The organism is Streptomyces sp. NPDC058231 (genome assembly GCF_042882275.1).
Lineage (GTDB): Bacteria > Actinomycetota > Actinomycetes > Streptomycetales > Streptomycetaceae > Streptomyces.
The window spans coordinates 9,567-27,148 of sequence record NZ_JBHVWN010000069.1; the positions used below are offsets into that span (position 1 = coordinate 9,567).

Annotated in this window: 8 protein-coding genes; all 8 read right to left on the reverse strand. The window is 73.4% G+C overall.

The genetic code is table 11. The features are described from left to right. Window positions 1–11 precede the first annotated feature (11 nt). From ACFVXE_RS31505 to ACFVXE_RS31540, 8 genes are read right to left on the reverse strand one after another with little or no spacing between them, the layout of a single operon-like run. Window positions 12–1,937, reverse strand: a complete 1,926-nt coding sequence (locus ACFVXE_RS31505) for a N,N-dimethylformamidase beta subunit family domain-containing protein (protein WP_389676320.1) — start codon at window positions 1,935–1,937, stop codon at window positions 12–14. Beyond that, entirely contained in the window at window positions 1,934–3,379 is a 1,446-nt protein-coding gene (locus tag ACFVXE_RS31510; protein ID WP_389676322.1) for a condensation domain-containing protein, read from the reverse strand. The genes ACFVXE_RS31505 and ACFVXE_RS31510 overlap by 4 nt, the downstream gene beginning before the upstream one ends. After that, on the reverse strand, window positions 3,372–3,686 hold the full coding sequence (locus ACFVXE_RS31515; protein ID WP_389676324.1) for a phosphopantetheine-binding protein: 315 nt from the start codon (window positions 3,684–3,686) through the stop codon (window positions 3,372–3,374). Before ACFVXE_RS31515 ends, ACFVXE_RS31510 begins: the two co-directional genes overlap by 8 nt. Beyond that, a complete protein-coding gene (locus ACFVXE_RS31520; RefSeq protein WP_389676326.1) occupies window positions 3,683–3,889 on the reverse strand; it encodes an MbtH family protein in 207 nt (68 codons plus the stop codon). The genes ACFVXE_RS31515 and ACFVXE_RS31520 overlap by 4 nt, the downstream gene beginning before the upstream one ends. Continuing rightward, window positions 3,886–6,993 carry an amino acid adenylation domain-containing protein gene (locus ACFVXE_RS31525; protein ID WP_389676328.1) on the reverse strand — a complete coding sequence of 1,036 codons (3,108 nt, stop codon included), beginning with the start codon at window positions 6,991–6,993 and terminating at the stop codon, window positions 3,886–3,888. The genes ACFVXE_RS31520 and ACFVXE_RS31525 overlap by 4 nt, the downstream gene beginning before the upstream one ends. After that, window positions 6,990–8,525 carry an AMP-binding protein gene (locus tag ACFVXE_RS31530; RefSeq protein WP_389676330.1) on the reverse strand — a complete coding sequence of 512 codons (1,536 nt, stop codon included), beginning with the start codon at window positions 8,523–8,525 and terminating at the stop codon, window positions 6,990–6,992. Before ACFVXE_RS31530 ends, ACFVXE_RS31525 begins: the two co-directional genes overlap by 4 nt. Further along, window positions 8,522–14,236, reverse strand: a complete 5,715-nt coding sequence (locus ACFVXE_RS31535) for an amino acid adenylation domain-containing protein (RefSeq protein WP_389676332.1) — start codon at window positions 14,234–14,236, stop codon at window positions 8,522–8,524. The genes ACFVXE_RS31530 and ACFVXE_RS31535 overlap by 4 nt, the downstream gene beginning before the upstream one ends. Continuing rightward, the gene (locus ACFVXE_RS31540) at window positions 14,233–17,505 is read right to left on the reverse strand and encodes an amino acid adenylation domain-containing protein (RefSeq protein ID WP_389676333.1); all 3,273 of its coding nucleotides are present in this window, start codon (window positions 17,503–17,505) and stop codon (window positions 14,233–14,235) included. Before ACFVXE_RS31540 ends, ACFVXE_RS31535 begins: the two co-directional genes overlap by 4 nt. Window positions 17,506–17,582 lie beyond the last annotated feature (77 nt).

The following is a 17,582-nucleotide window of genomic DNA, read 5'->3' on the forward strand; positions in this document are numbered from 1 at the left end:
GACCCAGCGGCTCACCGCGGCGCCGGAGGACGCCACACCCGCAACGGGCCGCCGGGCACTGCCGAGTACAGGGAGCCCGCGTGGGCGGCCAGGGCCCGGCTGCCGCCCGGGGGACCCGGCGAGGCGCAGTCCGTGAAGACGGCGGGGCCGGCCACCGGGAGCCGGGTGCGCAGCCTGCCGTCCGCGGTCACCGCCCACAGTCTGCTGTTCATCGTGGTGAGCGCGACGGCGCCACCCGCGTCGCCGAGCACCCGCCAGGGCTCCTCGGGCCGCAGCGCGGACAGATGATGGAGGGTGTCGTCGTGCGGGGTGACGGCGAAGACCCCGGCGTCGCACAGGGCCAGGGCACCGGTGCCGGGTGGCACGGTGGCCACCTGCTGCCAGGGTGCGGAGCCCGCCACCGCCTCCCGGCGCAGCAGCCGCCCGTCGTCCGTGGCCGCGTACAGCTCCAGCGGCAGGGCGCCCGCAGCCTCGCGCGAACTGGCCAGACAGACCACGCCGGTGGCGTCCCCGACCGGGCGCCAGGGCAGATTCTGGCCCGACGGCGCCCGGCACAGCAGCCGGCCGGAACCGTCCGCGCCGAAGAGCGTGCCCTCGCAGACCGTGAGGGCACGCACCTCGGACGGATCTCCCGCACAGTCCCAGCCGTCGGAAGCGACCGCCCCGCTCAGCCGGTCCAGCACATTGCGTGTGATGCGGTCCACGACGGGGTCGTCGGCCACGACACTGCCCCAGTTGATGGTGGCCGCGTTGAACACCGTGCCCGCGCCGAGCCGGAACACGCCCATCGTGGCCGCGCCGCCCTGCCCGTAGTCGCGCCAGTGACGCAGGTCCGCGGTGGCGAGCACCACGAACGTGGACGGCGTGGAGTCGCTGCCCGTCGCCCGCGGTACGCCTGCGACCCACTCCACCTCGCAGGCGTCGGTCTCGTACCCGAGCGCGCCGCGCGCGAACTGCTCGCCGTCGGCCAGCCCCGTACCGTCGAACACCCAGTGCCCGGCGAACCGGGCCGTGTACGCGTCCTTGCGCATCACGGTCATGCCCTCGCCCCAGGCGCCCGCGCCCCGGCGGAAACTCACCCCGGTCATCGCGTTCTCCGGCCGGTCGACAGGCGCGCTGGACCACTCGACGGTCACCCGGCGCGGGTCGACGGCGCTCATCGGATCACCGGCGGCGTCCCGGTGACAGACCATCGTGCGCAGACCGTCCTCCAGCCGCATCTGCCACCAGGCGGTGTTCGCGGCGAAGAAGGCGAGGTTGCCGCCCCGCCGGGCGAAGGTCTCGACGCTGTCACGCATCTCCATCGACCAGTACTCGTCGTGTCCGTTGACGACCAGCAGCCGGTAGCGGGAGAGCAGTTCGTCTCCGTCGTGGAGGTCGAGCCCGGAGCAGAACTCGACCGGGTAACCGGCCCCGGGCAGCCAGCGCAGCAGCCCCTCCTCCCAGCGTTCCGGCGGCGGACCGCCGCCCGGCGAGGCGAAGGACACCCGGGCGGCACGGTCCGGCTGTTCGGTGAAGTAGAGCCCGCGGCCCGGCTGCCCGGCACGGGTGTACGCACGCCAGGTGGCGAACGGCACGGAGACCAGGATCGAGGACGTGGCACCGGGCCGGGCGGCACGGACGGCGAACCAGACCTCGTGCTCGGGTTCGGCGCCCGGCAACGGACCGGACCGTGGCTGCCCGTCGCGGTGGAACGCGGCGCGGTAGAGGGAACTGGGCCAGCCTGCGGGCACCTCCAGAGTCCAGTCGGGTCCGCTGACCGGGGCCGAGAGACGCACCTCGTCGGTCACCTCGTCGGTGACGACCACCCGCCCGCGGACCGGTCCGCCCTGCGGCACCGACAGATGGAAGGGCAGCCGCCCGCCCTGGACACAGGAGGTCCGGTCCGCCCACGCCCGGAGACCGGACGCCGTCGCGGACGACGGAGCGGACGTCATGACCGCTCCCTTCCCGCCGCCGCCAGCAGGGCGGGGAGTCCGTCGAGAGCCGGCGCCCGGCCCGCAGCGCTCGCCACCACCAGTTCCTCCAACGCGTACAGCTGCGCGCGGATCGCGTCCGGCGGCAGATAGGCCGTGTCGGCGGTGAGCGCCACCACCAGCGCGTCCCCCTGCTCGGTGATGTGCAGGCAGTAGCGGCAGGCCACCTTGTCCTGGGTGGCGGGGAAAGCGAACCGGGTCTCCCGCTGCGCCGCACGCAACTCGGCGGCGGACGGCGGCGGACCCGCGGGCCCGGGGCGTTCGACCAGGCGCATGTCGTTGAAGCAGCAGTACGGGTGCACCTCCGTACCGCGTTCGGCCCGCATCCGGACAGCGAGCCGGTCCCACTCCACCGGGTCGTACGCAGCGGCCCGGTAGGCGCGGAGGGCTGCCCGGTAGGCGAAGGGCAGCAGATCGGTGAAGGACGCACCGCTCCCCGCCGCATCCAGGTCCAGGACGAACAGACCGTCCTGGGAGAGCGTGGAGACCAGATCGCGGTGGGCCGGCGCCGTCCGGTTGGCGGCGATCGGCATGACGGCGGCCGTACGGTGCCCGCTCGGCGCGGCCGCCAGCGCGGCCGAAGCGGCGAGCAGCACGGTCGATCCGCTGACCCGGTGTGCGGCGGCCACCGCGTCCACCGCGCGGGCCAGCGCCGTCGACACGATCCGGCCGGTCCAGAACGCGGGGGTGCGGGCAGCGGCGACCCGCTCCGGGAACATCGTGGCGGGCGCCGCCCGGTAGCCCGACTCCCAGTACGCCAGCGCCGCCGCCCCGCGGCCGGCCCCCTGCTGCCCGTGCTGCGCACGTGCCAGCTCCAGCGGGGTGGTCTCCGGCGGGCGTCCGGCCGAGCCGCGGCGGACCAGCAGCCTCAGATCCCGTACCAGCACCTCGGCGCCGTGTCCGTCGGCGGCCAGGTGACAGAGCACCAGGACGGCATGCGTCACCAGGCCGCCGCTGGTCACCAGGGCGGCGCGCAGCGGCCAACGGTCCGTGTAGTCGAACCGGGTGGCGGACAGCTCGTCGAGCAGCCGCTGCGCCGCGTCGGCCGCGCCGTCCGGCTCGGGCGCTTCCACGACGGTGAGCGGCAGACTCCCGGCGGCCACCAGGAGTTGGCCCGGCTCGTCGTCGGTCATCGACAGCCTTGTACGGAGCGCCTCATGACGTTCCATCAGCCATGCCAGCGCCTGTGCGGCCTCGGCCACCGTCGGTGGCCGGCCGCGGTCCGCCAGCGGCAGGACGCGACCGATGTTGAAGTAGTGGTCGTTGGGTGCGGTGCGGACGATCGCATGCCAGATCGCACGCTGCCCCCAGGTCAGCGGTGCCCGCCCGGAGCGCTCACCGCAGAAGTCGACGGTGAGTGTCCGCGGGGCGGGGACGGTCCGGGCGCCGGCGAAGTCATCCATCGCCCCGCCTTGCGCCCGGTCCGGCCAGGTGGCTGACGAGAGCGTCGAAGTCGTCCAGTGCCGTCACCGGCCCGTCGAGATCCAGCAGGATGCCGAATTCGTCCTCCACGGCGTCGATGAGCCGCAGAAGGGTGAGCGAGGTGACGCCGACCGCGGTCAGCGAACCTCCCGCGTCCAGGACCTCCTCCGTGGTGACCTCACCGTCGCTCGCCCGGGAGACCAGCACGGCCACGCGTCGACGCAGCTCTTCGTGGCTGAGGACGCCGGAGGCTCCCGCCCCGGCGGCCGGCTGTGCCGCGGCGGTCACCGCTGGGATCCCTCGGCGAGCCGGCGGCGCAGGCTCAGCGGGCGGATGTCCGGCCACACCTCGTCGACATGGGCCATGCACTCGGCCTCCGTGCCGGTGAAGCCGTCCGGCCGCCACCCGGCGGGCGGGGAGGTCCTGGCCGGCCAGAGGGCGTGCTGCTCCTCGTCGTTGACGACCACCTGGTAGAGCCCTGGATCGCTCATCGGTCCTCCTCCTGCTGAAGTTCGGTCACCGCGTCCGCGACGCCGCTGATGGTGGGGGTGTCGAAGAAGACGTCGAGCGGAACCTCGACGCCCAGCCGCTTACGGATACGGGCGGCGATGGCGGTGATGGTGAGCGAATGCCCGCCGAGGTCGAACAGGTCCTCGTCCGGGCCGATGTCGTCGAGCCGCAGCACCTCCTGCCAGATGTCACGCACGACGCCGGCCGCACCGTCGAGCCGGCCGACGGGCTCCTGCGCCGCACTCCCCGGCTCCCGGGTGGGTGGCGGTTCGGGCAACCGCGCCCGGTCCAGCTTGCCGTTGGGGGTGAGCGGGAACGAGGCCTGTGAGACCCAGGCGGACGGCAGCATGGCGGCCGGCAGTGTGCGGGCGAGATGAGCGCGCAACTGCTGCGGCGAGGGCGCCTCACCCTCCCCGCCGGCCGGCACGGTGTAGGCCACCAGCCGGGGCTCCGTGTCCGGGTCCGTCCTCAGTACGACGGCGGCCCGGCGCACCTGCGGGTGCTCGCTCAGACGGGCCTCGATCTCGCCGAGTTCGATGCGGTGGCCGCGCAGTTTGACCTGACCGTCGGCGCGGCCGACGAACTCCAGCTGTCCGTCCGGCAGCCGGCGGACCAGGTCCCCGGTGCGGTAGAGACGGGAGCCGGGCGGACCGTACGGGTCGGGCACGAAGTGCCGGGCGGTCAGTCCGGGCCGGCCCCGGTAGCCGTGCGCGACACCCGCGCCGCCCAGGTGCAGTTCGCCGGTGAGGCCGTCGGGAACCGGCTGTCCCTGCGCGTCACGGACCTGGGCGCTGGTGGCGGCGATCGGGCGGCCGATCGGGACCGGTCCGCCCATCCCCGGTACGGCGAGGGTCGACCACACCGTGGTCTCCGTGGGGCCGTAGACATTGATCAGCCGCCCGCTGGCCGCGATCAGTTCCCCGGCCAGCGGACCCGGCAGACTCTCGCCGCCCGCCACCGCCGTCAAACCCGGTCGGTGGAGTCCGGCGTCGAGCATCATCCGCCAACTGCTGGGCGTGGCCTGCAGATGGGTGATGCCGTGGGTGTCGACCAGCTTCAGCAGAGCCGCTCCGTCACGCTGGGCGCACTCCGGGACCAGGACCACCCGGCCGCCCGTGGTGAGCGGGAGCAGCAGCTCCACGGTGGAGATGTCGAAGGAGAGCGAGGTCAGGCCGAGCCAGCGGTTCCCGGGTTCCGCCCCGGTCCGGTGGCCCATCGCGGCGATGAGGTTGGCGAGCGCCCCGTGCGGTACCTCGACCCCCTTGGGGGTCCCGGTCGACCCCGATGTGTAGATGACGTACGCGGGATCTCCGGGCAGTGGGGCCGGCAGTGCGCAGGTCGGGTGCGGACCGTCCGCGTCCGGGAGCGGGACGGGCGCCAGCACCGGCAGGCCGTCACGGCCGGCACCGTCGGTGACCAGGGCGCGCAGCCCGGCATCGGCGCGGACGAAGTCGAGGCGCTCGGCCGGGTACTCCGGGTCGAGCGGCACATAGCCGGCCCCTGCCGTCCACACACCCAGCATCGCGACCAACTGGGCGGTGGATCGGGGTAGTTCGATGCCCACCAGATCGCCGGTGCCGAGCCCGAGCGCGCGGACCCGCCGGGCGAACCCGGCCGCGGCCGCGTGCAGACGCCGGTAATCCGTCTCCCGGCCGTCCACGTCGACCACGGCCACCGCGTCCGGTGTCGCCACCGCCTGCGCGGCGAACATCCCCACCACCGTGGCGTCGGGCGCACACGCGAGGGGGGTCGGGGGCTCGGCTTCCGCTCCCCGGCCGGGTCCGACGTCGCGGAGGAGCGGCAGGTCGGCCAGTGCGGTGCCCGGGTCCGCCAGCGCGCCCCCCAGCAGGGTACGGAAGTGGTCCACGATCCGGGCGGGCGCACCGGGCGCGAAGGCGTCGGTGCGGTAGTGGAGCGATCCGTCCAGCCTGTCGGCACCGTCCACCAGTTGAAGATGGGCGAGGTTGCGGACGGCGTGGGTGAACCCGGTCCATTCCACTTCCGCCGTCAGTCCTCCGCCGAAGTCCGGCTCGGCCTCGGCGGAGCGGCGCCGGTAGCCGATGGACAGCGGGGCGAGAGCGGTGCGCGGGGTCAGTGCGCGGACCGCCCGGGCGAGCGGGACCGAGCGGTGCGTGTACAGCGCGCGCAGTTCCGCCCGTACCTCCTGGACGAACTGCGTGAACGCCGACTCGCCGCGGGGGCGTGTGAAGACCGGCAGCTCGTTGACGTACAGACCGATCAGGCCGGTGTCGGCCGGGCCTCGGGTGGAGAGTTCCAGCGCGGTGACGGGTGCGGAATCGCCGTACCGCAGCAGCAGGGTGTGCCAGAGCGCGAGGAGCAGTTCGAAACGGGTCACGCCCAAGGTGTGCGAAACGGCGCGCAGTTGTGCGTGCTGTGCCGGCTCCAGCGTGAACGGCACGGTGGCGCCCGGAGCGGGAGCGGTGGTGTCCCGTACGGATGCGGGCAGTCCGGGCAGCACCGGTGTGCCCGGTTCCTGCCAGCGCGCGGCCCAGAATTCCTGCGCCGCGGCGACGGCATCGGGATCCGGGGCGACGGCGGTACGGTCCTGCGGGCCGTCCGGCCGTGGCGTCCCGGCCGACCGGTAGGCGGCTGCCACTTCGGCGACCAGGACGTCCTTGGAGTTCCCGTCGAAGACGAGATGATGGGCGACGGCGTGCAGGACGTGGTCGTCGGGGCCGACGGCGAGGAGGGTGAACCGCACCAGTGGGCCGGTGGTCATGTCGAAGGGGCGGACGGTCTCCTCGTGCAGCGCCGCGTCGACCCCGTCCGCGGGACAGGAGCGCAGCCGCGGCGGCGCCGCGCCGCCGGGGAGCAGGAGCGCGGGCTCCTGCGGGTCGGTCCGGGCGCCGAGCAGGGGATGGCGGACCGTGAACCGCTCGCACGCGGCGATGAGTTCGTCCACGTCCAGCGGGCCGGTCAGCCGGACGGTGACGGCCAGATGGTGGGCGGAACCGGCCCGTAGCACCTGCTCGGTGACCCACATGCCGTGCTGGGCCGGGCTGAGCGGAATCCGGGTCGTCGGGTGCGGCGTACGGGAGGTGTCCGTGCCGGAGGTGGTGGTCATCGTAGTGCCTCGTCGTCCAGGAGCAGGCGCAGCTCGCGTTTGAGGATCTTGCCGCCCTCGTTGCGGGGCAGCGAGGGGCGGAACAGCAGGCGGGCGGGGAGCTCGTGCGCCGCCAGCCGGTCCAGCAGGAACGTCCGCAGGGCCGGCGCGGTCAGTTCGCCGCGTGGCACGACGACTGCCGCGACGACCGAGCCCAGGACAGGGTGCGGGACCCCGAACGCCGCGGCGTCGGCAACCGCCGGATGAGCGTGCAGCGCGTCCTCCACCTGGAGGGTGGAGACCTTGTGCGCACCGGACTTGACGACATCCCGCTCGCGGTCGAGCAGATGCAGAAAGCCCTCCTCGTCCAGTCGGCCGAGATCGCCCATCCGTACCCACCGGCCCTGGAACACCTCGGCCGCCGCCCCGGAGTCCCCGTGGTAGGTGCGCGGGGAGACGGGGGAGCGCAGCCAGACCTCGCCCGGCTCACCCGGGGCGAGGGAACGTCCTTCGGGGTCGGTGATCCGCAGGTCGCGGAGCGAGGCGGGCCGCCCGGGCGACTGAGGACGGTCGGGGTCGAAGAGCAGGGTGATCTGGGCCGGGGCCGCCTCGGTCGACGTGTAGTAGTTGACGACCTGTGCCTGCGGGAACGCCCGGGACAGCCCGACGGCGACCGGCTGCGGCAGAGCGGCGGCCGTCGAACCGACCAACCGTACGGAGGCGGTGGAGCGGCGGCGCGCCGCCTCGGAGCCCAGGAGTTCGATGGCCATCGCGGGGACGAGGAAGACGCTGCCCACCGCGTGTTCCTCGATGAGCCGGGCGAACCGCGCCGGGGTGAACTGCGGTGCGGCGATACCGGCCGCAGCCGCGTCCAGCGTGTTGACCAGCATGGTCTGACCGGCGTTCGTCCCGACAGGGAAGGCGTGGAGGAAGTGCGCCGAGTGCCGCAGCGGGCGTCGCCGCTCGTCCAGTGTGCAGCCGTGCACCAGGTTGGCGTGGGTGGCGGCCACCCCCTTGGGGGTGCCCGTGGTGCCGGAGGTGTACAGGATCTGCGCGAGAGCCCCCGGGTCGGGAAGCGGGAGAGGACCGGGTGCCGCGGCCGCTTCCACCTCCTGCACCGTCCCGGTCCATGGCGCGGCGGGGTACGCGTCGTCCGCCTCCGAGGGCAGTGGCGGCCGGACCCCCGCGCGGTGCAGCACGGCCTTGGCCCCGCTGTCCGCCAGCAGTCGCGCCGCTGCCGCGGGGGCCTGACGGTCCGACATGGGAACGGCCACGCACCCGGCCCGCAGGACACCGCAGTAAGCCACGGCGTACTCGGTCCAGTCGCCGCTGCCGTACCGGAGAACGACCCGGTCGCCGGGGACCAGCCCCCGCGCACGCAGTCCTGCCGCGAGTGCGTCGGAGCGTGCCCGCCAGGTTCCGAAGGACAGACTGTGGGGTCCGCAGATGAGCGCGACGCGGTCCGGGGCCGTCGCGGCCCGGTGGGCCAGCAGGGCGGGGAGGCTCGGCGGGGGAGCCGGGGAGCGCCGACCGGGCGGCGGGGGCGCGGTCATGCGCCGTCCTCCTTCGCGGCCGGGACGGTGACCGGCGCGGCGGCCACCGCGAGCTTCGGGCCGCCCTCTTCCGTGCCGGTGCTCCCGGACCGGGCGGCCGCTTGTGCCGCCAGCCGGCGTGCGCGTTCCTGCACGCCCACCAGGTCGTCGGGGAGTGCGTCCGGCACGTCGAGATCGAAGCGGGCCAGTACCGGCATCCGCAGACCGATCGCGACCAGGGCGAGCATCGCGGCACCGAAGAGCAGGTACATGAAGCCGATCCCCCGACCGGGCCCGGTCCCGATGACCGCACCGACGGAGGAGGCCAGTGCCCCGTCGTCGTCCAGCAACGGGCCGAACAGCGCCGAGCCGAGCGGGGCGATGACGCCGTGCCCGATCGGCAGCGTCGACCAGGCGACCATCGTGTTGAGCGCGAACACCCGGCCGTGGAACCGCTGCGGGACCTTCACCTGCACGATCGTCGTGTAGACGCCGTTGACCAGGGACAGCGCGAAGGACATGCCGAAGGCCCCGGCACCGATCACCCAGAGGTCGGCCCGCACCCCGACCAGCGCGCCGGCCAGGGCCAGCAGCGCGGCCAGCCCCAGCATGCCGCGCAGCCGGTGCCGCACGGGTCCGCCCCAGAAGCCCATCGTGATGCCGCCGAGGATCGCTCCCGCCCCTCCGGCGACCGCGACCCGCGCCGCCGCCTCGAGGGTGCCGAAGGACAGCACCAGCGGCGTGAGGAGCAGGAACAGCGGGGAGAGGAAGATGTTCAGGCCCGCGAACCACAACAGCATCGCGCGGAACCCGCGGTTGCTCCAGGAGTGCGCGAAGCCGTGCCGGATCTCGGCGACCAGCGATTCGCGCCGTGTCCACGGCAGCGTCCTCGGGAACTTCACGCAGAGCAGCACGCCGACGGCGACGGCGTAGCTCGCGATGTCGAGTACGAGAATGCCGCGCAGCCCGATCGCCGCCATGAGCGCGACCGCGACCAGCGGAACGACGAACTGGGCGACACCGAAAGCCATTTGGACGATTCCGTTGGCGTGACCGAGGTACTGCTTGGGCACCAGCTGCGGGACGGCGGACGCGTAGGCGAGCCGTTGGAAGGTGAGCGCCATCGAGAGCACGGCCAGCAGGACGTAGATGTGCCAGGACGCGAGATGCCCGGAGAGCAGGAGCGAGAGCAGCGCGGCCTGCGTGGTGGCCGCCACCAGGTCGCTGACGAACATGACGCGCCGCCGGTCGAGCCGGTCGACGATCGCCCCGGCGAGCGGGCCGACCAGGATTCCGGGCAGCATCCCGATCACCGCGTACAGGGCGTAGCGGCCCATGGAACCGGTCTGCAGGTAGATCCACACCGGCAGGGCGAATTCGGTGAGCGCCGACCCGGTGATGGAGAGCAGCTGTCCGAGGGCCACCAGCAGGAAGCGCGTCATGCTGGGGGCCGGTCCGGTGTCGTCCGGCTGCGGACCGGCGTCGGAGGTCGCTCCGGAGAGCGGGAGCCGATCCTCCCCGGCAGTCGGCGCGGCGCCGCTCGTACCGTGGAACCACCATGATCCGCCGTCCGCCTCGGCCGGGAGATCATCGGCTGCCGTGCCGGAGAGCACCGCCGGATGTGTACGGGTGACGATCTCGGCGAGTTCGGCCGCCCGGTACTTGAGGAAGAAGTGCCCGCCCTCGTCGAGCACCACCACGGCCGCCCGCTCGGCGAGCATCTGCCATTCGCGGTAGCGCTCCTGGTAGAAGTCGGTCGCCGGGTCACGGTTGCCGATCACGGAGATCACCGGTGCCCGCAGCCGCGCCCCGCCCGCCTCGACCTCGGCGAGCACGGCGGTGAAGTACTCCTCGGCCTCCCTGGAGTCCCGGCGCATGTTGCCGACGACGAACCGGAGCTGACTTTCGTCGAGTTCGCCGACCTCCGCGCCCATCGACCGCAGCCAGTTGACGTACACGCGGTCGCCGAGCAGAGGTTCCAGGGCGGAGACGCGGCTCAGCAGTCCGAGCAGCCTGCCGCGCGGGCGCGCGAACGGGAACTGGGCCCCGATGTACAGCACTTCGGGTGTGCGCCCGGAGCCCTCCAGCAGCCGGGCGACGGCGACGGCGAGTGCGCTGCCGACACCGCAGTGCCCGTAGAGGGCGACCGGCCCCTCGACGCGTTCGAGTATCTCCGCCGCGATTCCCGCGGCCAGTTCCCCGAAGGAGAGGCGTTCCTCGGTGACCCCCACGTCGTGCCCGGGGATGGCCACGGACCACAGCTCGTACCCGGCGGGCAGCTCGTCGGCGACCGGCTGGTAGACGACCGCGCTGCCGCCGCCGTACGGGACGCAGACCAGCGACAGGGTGCGCTCGGCGGCGGGCACCTGCCCGGTGAGCCGGTGCAGCAGCCGGCTGGGGCCGCGCTCGGACTCGTCGAGCCCGGCCAGCGCGGCCAGTTCCCTGACCGTACGGCAGGTGAACAGATCCATCACGCTCACCGGCCGGGCGCCGGTCTCCGGCAGCCGTCGGCGCGCCCTGGCCACCACCTGGGTGGCGAGCAGGGAGTGACCGCCCAGGTCGAAGAAGTCGTCGTCGATGCCTACCTCGGGCAGGTTCAGCACCTCGCACCAGATGGCCGCGAGTACCCGTTCGGCTTCGGTCCCGGGCAGAGCGAGGGCGCTGCCGGTCGCCCGGCGGGCCTGCGGCGCGGGCAGCGCCCGGCGGTCGAGCTTGCCGTTGGGGGAGAGCGGCAGCGCGGGCAGCGTGACGAAGGCGGCCGGCACCATGTAGTCGGGGAGCGTGCGGCGCAGCGCGGTCCGCAGCGCGGCAGTCTCGTCCGCGTCCTCGTCGGTCACATCCGGCTCCTGGCGGACCACGTACGCCACCAGCCGCTTGTCGCCCGGCCGGTCCTCCCGTACGACCACGGCCGCCGCCGCGACAGAGGGTTCGGCACGCAGCGCGGCCTCGATCTCGCCGGGTTCGATGCGCAGCCCGCGGATCTTGACCTGCTGGTCGATCCGGCCGAGGTGCTCCAGCTGCCCGTCCGGGCGCCACCGGGCCAGGTCGCCGGTCCGGTAGAGCCGCGCACCCGGCGGCCCGTACGGATCGGGTACGAATCGTGCGGAGGTCAGTCCGGGTCTGCGGTGGTAGCCGACCGAGACCTGTGTCCCGCCGATGTGGAGTTCACCGGGGGTGCCGACGGGTGCGGGCATCAGATCCTGGTCCAGGACGTACAGCCGGGTGTTGTCGACCGGCGCGCCGATCGGCACCGTCTCCAGCGAGCCTGCGCACTCCCACGACGAGACGTCGACGGCGGCCTCCGTCGGGCCGTACAGGTTGGCCAGGCGGCACTGCGGCAGCCGGGCGGTGAACTCCTGTGCGGTGTGCGGGGCGAGCTCCTCGCCGCTGCAGACGACGCGACGCAGGCTCGTGCACCGTTCGATGCCGTCCTCGGCGAGGAACACGTCGAGCATCGACGGCACGAAGTGCGCGACGGTCACGCCCCGCGCGGTGACCGTGTCCCGCAGATGCGCGGCGTCCTTGTGCCCGCCGGGCCTTGCGACGACGAGACGGGCGCCGGTGATCAGTGGCCAGAAAAGCTCCCACACCGAGACGTCGAATCCAGTCGGTGTCTTCTGCAGGACCGCGTCCCGCGGTCCCAGCCCGTAGACGCGCTGCATCCACAACAGCCGGTTGGCGATGGCGCGGTGGGTGGTGGGCACCCCCTTCGGCCGCCCCGTCGAACCGGAGGTGTAGATCATGTACGCGAGGTCGCCGGCGTCCGGACCCGGTCCCGACGGTTCCTGCACGGGCCACTGTCCGGCGTCGTCGAGCAGCACCACACCGGCCGTGCATCCCTCGGGCACCGGGATCCGTGCCTGGGTCAGCAGCAGACCGGCCCCGCTGTCCCGCAGCATGAACGTCAGCCGCTCGGCCGGGTACTCCGGATCCAGCGGTACGTATCCGGCTCCGGTCCGCACCACGCCGAGCAGCCCCGCGACCAGGTCGAGGGAGCGCTCCGCGCTGACGGCGACGAGGGTGCCGGGGCCCGCCCCTTCGGCGCGCAGCCGGCCGGCGATCCGGCCGGCCGCCCGGTCGAGCTCGGCGTAGGTGAGGGTGTCGCCCTCGAAGTCGACGGCGACGGCATCGGGCGTGAGCGCGATCCGTTCGGCGATCAGGCCGGGCAGCGTGGCGTCGCCCGGGACATCGGCCGCGGTGTCGTTCCACGCGGTGATCACCCGGTGCCGTTCGGCCGGACCGATGCCGCCGAGGCCGGACACCGGGGTGTCGGGACGGTCGGCGATCGCGCGCAGGAGGCGGCCGAGATGCTCGGCGAGCGAGGCGATGTCCGCCTCGTCGAACAGATCGGTGTTGTAGTTGAACGCACCGTGCAGACCGTCCGGCCACTCCATCAGGAACAGCTCGACGTCGAACCGGGTTCCGGCCGCCCGGAGCCCGAACGGCGCGGCCTCCAGGGCGGACGGCGTGCCGTGTTCGTCGCTCTGCACCGCGTAGTTCTGTATCGCCAGTACCGCCTGGAAAACCGGCGAGCGCGATACGTCCCGTTCCACCTTGAGCTCGGAGACCAGCTGGGCGAACGGCAACTCCTGGTGGGCGTAGGCGTCCAGGCAGGTCTCCCGGGTCCTGGCCAGCAGTTCGGTGAAGGTGGGATCGCCGTCCAGCCGGGCCCGCAGCGCCAGCACGTTGACGAACATCCCTATCAACGCTTCGAGTTCGGGCTCCGGCCGGCCGGCGACGGGCGAACCGACGGCGAAGTCCCGCTGGCCGGAGAAACGGGAGAGGACCAGCTGGAAGGCGGCGAGCATCGCCATGTGCACCGTGGCGCCGTGCCGGCGTCCCAGCTCGGTGAGGCGGGCCAGGAGCTCCCGGTCGATGTCGAAACCGTATCCGGCGCCCTCGAAGGTCTGCTTCTCGGGCCGGGGCCGGGCGGTGGGCAGCTCCAGCGGCCGGACGCCGGACAGCTCGCGTTCCCAGTAGGCGACCTCGGCGGTCAGTCGGTCGCCGCTGAGCCGGTCCCGCTGCCAGAGCGCGAAATCCCCGTACTGCACGGGAAGTTCGGGCAGGGGGTCGGGGTCGCCCACAGCGTGGGCGGCGTAGCCGCGCAGCACCTCGGAGACCAGGACCTCGCTGGACCAGCCGTCGCTCACGCTGTGGTGCACCACGAGGAGCAGCACATGGTCGTCGTCGGCCAGACGGACCAGCAACCCGTTGACCAGTGGGCCGGTGACCAGGTCGAAGGGGAGCGCGACGAGCTCGTCCACCAGCCGGGCGGCGTGTTCCTCGTCCGTGGCCTCGACGGTGCGCAGCGGGAAAGGCGCGGGTTCTGCGATCTCCAGTACGGGTCTGCCGTCATCGGTCGCCGGGTAGCGGGAACGCAGCGTCTCATGGCGGGCGATCACCGCGTCCAGCGCCCGGCGCAGGGCAGCACCGTCCAGGGCGCCGCGCAGTCTGCGGGCCACCGGGATGTTGTACGCGGCGGTGCCCGGTGCGAACTGCTCCATGAACCAGAGGCGTTCCTGCGCGTACGACAGCGGGGGCACGGTTCCCTCGGGCCGGCGCGCGACGGCCCGCGCGGGGCGGCCCCGGCCGCGCAGCCGCTGGGCGAGAAGGGCACGCTTCGCGTCGGACAGGGTGTCCCTGCCCGCGCCGCCGGTGCCGGCCGCCTCCGCGGGGTCCGGCTCCGGTCTCCTGGACCGCTCGGGTCCGGCGGTGATGTCGGTGGCGCTCATGCCGTGGATCCGTTCCTCTCGGGGCCGGCCTCGGCCGCCAGCAGCCGCTCGGCCTCTTCCTCGGACATGGCCGCTATCTCCGCCAGCAGCAGGTCCTCCACGGCCGCGGCGAACGCCTCGGCCGTGCGGTGCGTGAACAGGGTCCGCAGCGGGACCAGCAGGCCGACCCCGGCCCTGATCCGGGCGACCACCCGGGTGGCGAGGAGCGAATGGCCCCCCAGGTCGAAGAAGTCGTCGAGGGAGCCGACCCGGTCGATGCCCAGCACCTCCGCCCAGATGTCGGCCGTCAGCTCCTCCGCGTCGGTGCGCGGAGCCACGTACCCGGACCGCGCCTGCGGCCGTTGCTCGGGGGCGGGTAGGGCTCGGTGATCCACCTTGCCGTTGGGGGTGAGCGGCAGTTCGTCCAGGACGGCCACGGAGTTCGGCACCAGATGTGCGGGCAGCGCGGCGGCGACCGCCGCGCGCAGCTCCAGGGGGGAGAGCGGACCGGGGACGCCCGGATCCGCGACCACGTAGCCGACCAGCGCGTCGCCGCGCGCGACCACGACGCACTGGCCCACCCCCTGCTGCACCAGCAGTGCCGCTTCCACCTCACCGGGCTCCACCCGGTAGCCGCGTACCTTCAGCTGTGCGTCCAGCCGGCCGAGGAACTCCAGCCGGCCGTCCGCCCGCCAGCGGACGAGGTCACCGGTGCGGTAGCGGCGGGCGCCGGGCGGGCCGTACGGATCGGGCACGAAAGCGCGGGCGGTGGCACCGGGCCGCCCCCTGTAGCCGTACGTCACGCCGGCGCCGCCGACCAGCAGCTCCCCTGTGACGCCGCGCGGCAGCAGCCGTCCCTGCGGGTCGCAGACGGTCACCGTGGTCCGGCTCAGCGGCCGGCCGATCGGCGGCCGGTCCGTGGTGTCTTCCGGGCCCAGTTCGGCGGCGGTGGCGATCACGGTGGTCTCGGTCGGCCCGTAGGAGTTGACGATCCGCACCCGGGACCCGAAGCGGGCCTGCCAGCGGGCGAGCGCCGCCTGCCGTACCTGGTCAGCGCCCAGGACCAGCAGCCGCAGCGTCGCGGGCCAGGCGATGGTGTCGAGGTCGTCGACGAGCCGGTGCCAGTACGGGGTGGGCAGATCGAGGACGGTCAGCGTGGCTCCGTGCCCGTCAGCCAGTTCGTCGGGCAGCGCGCCGTCGGCTCCCACCACGGTCAGACAGGCCCCGGCGGTGAGTGCGGGAAAGATCTCCTCGGCATGGGTGTCGAAGCTGAGCGAGGCGAACTGCGACACCTCGTCCGCCGCGGTGATCGCGTACTCCTCGCGCATCCACCCGACCCGGGCGCCCAGCGCCCGGTGCTGCACCGCGACCCCCTTCGGTGTGCCCGTGGATCCCGAGGTGTGGATGATGTACGCGACGTCGTCGGGCCCGGACCGCCAGTCCGGGTCGGGCCCGCTCCCCGCGGGGCCGTCGGGCAGGACCACCGTCGACGAGGACAGCCAGGGGAGCGGCGTGGCCGGGTCCGCGACCACCACCCCGGCGCCCGTGTCGGCGAGCATGAACTCCAGCCTCGACGGCGGATACCCGAGGTCGAGCGGGAGGTAAGCCGCGCCCGCACGCCAGATGCCCAACATGGACATGACAGCATGAATGCCGCGCGGCAGCCCGATCCCCACGACGTCGCCGCGCCGCACCCCGGCTTCCCGCAGGCGCACCGCGAGCGATCCTGCCCCCTCCCAGAGCTCGCGGTAGGTGATCTCCTCCTTCGGAGTCCGTACGGCGACCGTGGCGCCGAAGCGTTCCGCCGCCGCGGCCAGCGCCGTCGGAAGGGCGTCGCCGGACTCGGCCCCGCAGCGCTGCGCCCCGTCCTCGAAGGCGAACCCGGCACCCAGGGCGAGCAGTTCGTCCTGCTCGGCTCCGGACAGCAACGGCAGCTCGCCCACCGGGGTGTCCGGGGCCGCGAGGGCGCCTCGCAGCAGTGTCTCGAGGTTCCCGGCCAGTCCGGCCGCCCACTCGGCGTCGAAGAGGTCCGTTCGGTAACCGAAGACCGCGATCAGGTCCGCGCCCTCGCGGCGGATGTCCAGCATCAGTTCGAACTTGCTCGCCGCGTGACCCCCGTCGACGTCGGCGCACCGCAGATCGGCGAACGACCGCTCACCCACGGCGCCTTCGTCCTGGGTGTGCACAGTGAGGAGCGTCTGGAACAGCGGGCTGCTGCCGAGTCTGCGCTCGACCCCCAGTTCCTCGATGAGACGTTCGAACGGCACCCGGTCATGGGTGAAGGCCGCCAGCGCCGAGCGGCGCACCCGGCGCAGCAGCTCGCCGAAGGCGGGCCGGCCGCCGAGTTCGGCGCGCAGTACCAGCGTGGTGGAGAAGTAGCCGATGGGCTGCTCGAGTTCCGGCTCGCCCCGGCCCGCCGCGGGCACTCCCACGCAGAAGTCGTCCTGTCCGGTCCGGCGGTACAGCAACGACTGGTACGCGGCCAGGATCACCATGAAGGGCGTGCACCGCCGCTCCCTGGCCAGCGCGTCCACTCCGGCGGCCGCGCCCGCCATCCTCCGGGTGTGGAACGCCCCGCCCCCGCCGTGTCCATCCGCCGGACGTGGCACGCCCGCCCTGAGTTCCAGCGTCGGCGCTCCCGCGAGCCGTTCCCGCCAGTGCGCCAGGGCCTGCTCGGCCTCGGGGCCCTGCGCGAACTCCCGCTCCAGGACCGCGTACCGGGTGTACGGCAGCACCGCTGGAAGATCGATCGGCGTGCCGTCACGGTGCGCGGCATAGCGCTCCGCGAGCTCGTCGCGCAACAGGTTGAGGGACCATCCGTCGGCGATGATGTGATGCAGGACGACGCACAGCAGGTGCTCGTCGTCCGCCGTGCGCAGCAGTGTCACCCGGAGCAGGGGGCCGAGGGCGAGGTCGAATCCGGCATTGGTCCGCGCGGCCAGCAGTCCGGCGGCATCCTCGGGGCCGACTGCGTGCCCCTCATGTCCTTCGCGCAGATCGATGACCTCGATCCCTACCGGGGAGGGCGGTTCGACGATCGCGACCGGCCGGCCGTCCATGCCGGGGAACCGGGTGCGCAGCGCCTCGTGCCGCGCGGTGACGCCGTCGAACGCGGCGCGCAGGGCCCCGGCCGACAGCTCACCGGTCAGCCGCAGCACGAGCGGGATGTTGTACGAGGCGTCCCCGGGGTCCAACTGGTCGAGAAACCACAGTCGTTCCTGGCCATGGGTGAGCGGATGCCCGTCGTCGAGGCCCCCGCCCCAGTCGGCCGTACTGCTCGTACCGCTCATGCGCCGTACCCCCTGTGTGCCGGCCCGAAGGGCGACACCGCTGATCCATGCCGGGTGTTGCCGTGGGATCCCGGAAG

Bases quoted from the DNA above. Each gene is read 5' to 3' on its own strand.
- ACFVXE_RS31505 (WP_389676320.1), bottom strand. From the start codon at position 1,937: ATGACGTCCGCTCCGTCGTCCGCGACGGCGTCCGGTCTCCGGGCGTGG.
- ACFVXE_RS31510 (WP_389676322.1), bottom strand. From the start codon at position 3,379: ATGGATGACTTCGCCGGCGCCCGGACCGTCCCCGCCCCGCGGACACTC.
- ACFVXE_RS31520 (WP_389676326.1), bottom strand. From the start codon at position 3,889: ATGAGCGATCCAGGGCTCTACCAGGTGGTCGTCAACGACGAGGAGCAG.
- ACFVXE_RS31525 (WP_389676328.1), bottom strand. From the start codon at position 6,993: ATGACCACCACCTCCGGCACGGACACCTCCCGTACGCCGCACCCGACG.
- ACFVXE_RS31530 (WP_389676330.1), bottom strand. From the start codon at position 8,525: ATGACCGCGCCCCCGCCGCCCGGTCGGCGCTCCCCGGCTCCCCCGCCG.
- ACFVXE_RS31535 (WP_389676332.1), bottom strand. From the start codon at position 14,236: ATGAGCGCCACCGACATCACCGCCGGACCCGAGCGGTCCAGGAGACCG.
- ACFVXE_RS31540 (WP_389676333.1), bottom strand. From the start codon at position 17,505: ATGAGCGGTACGAGCAGTACGGCCGACTGGGGCGGGGGCCTCGACGAC.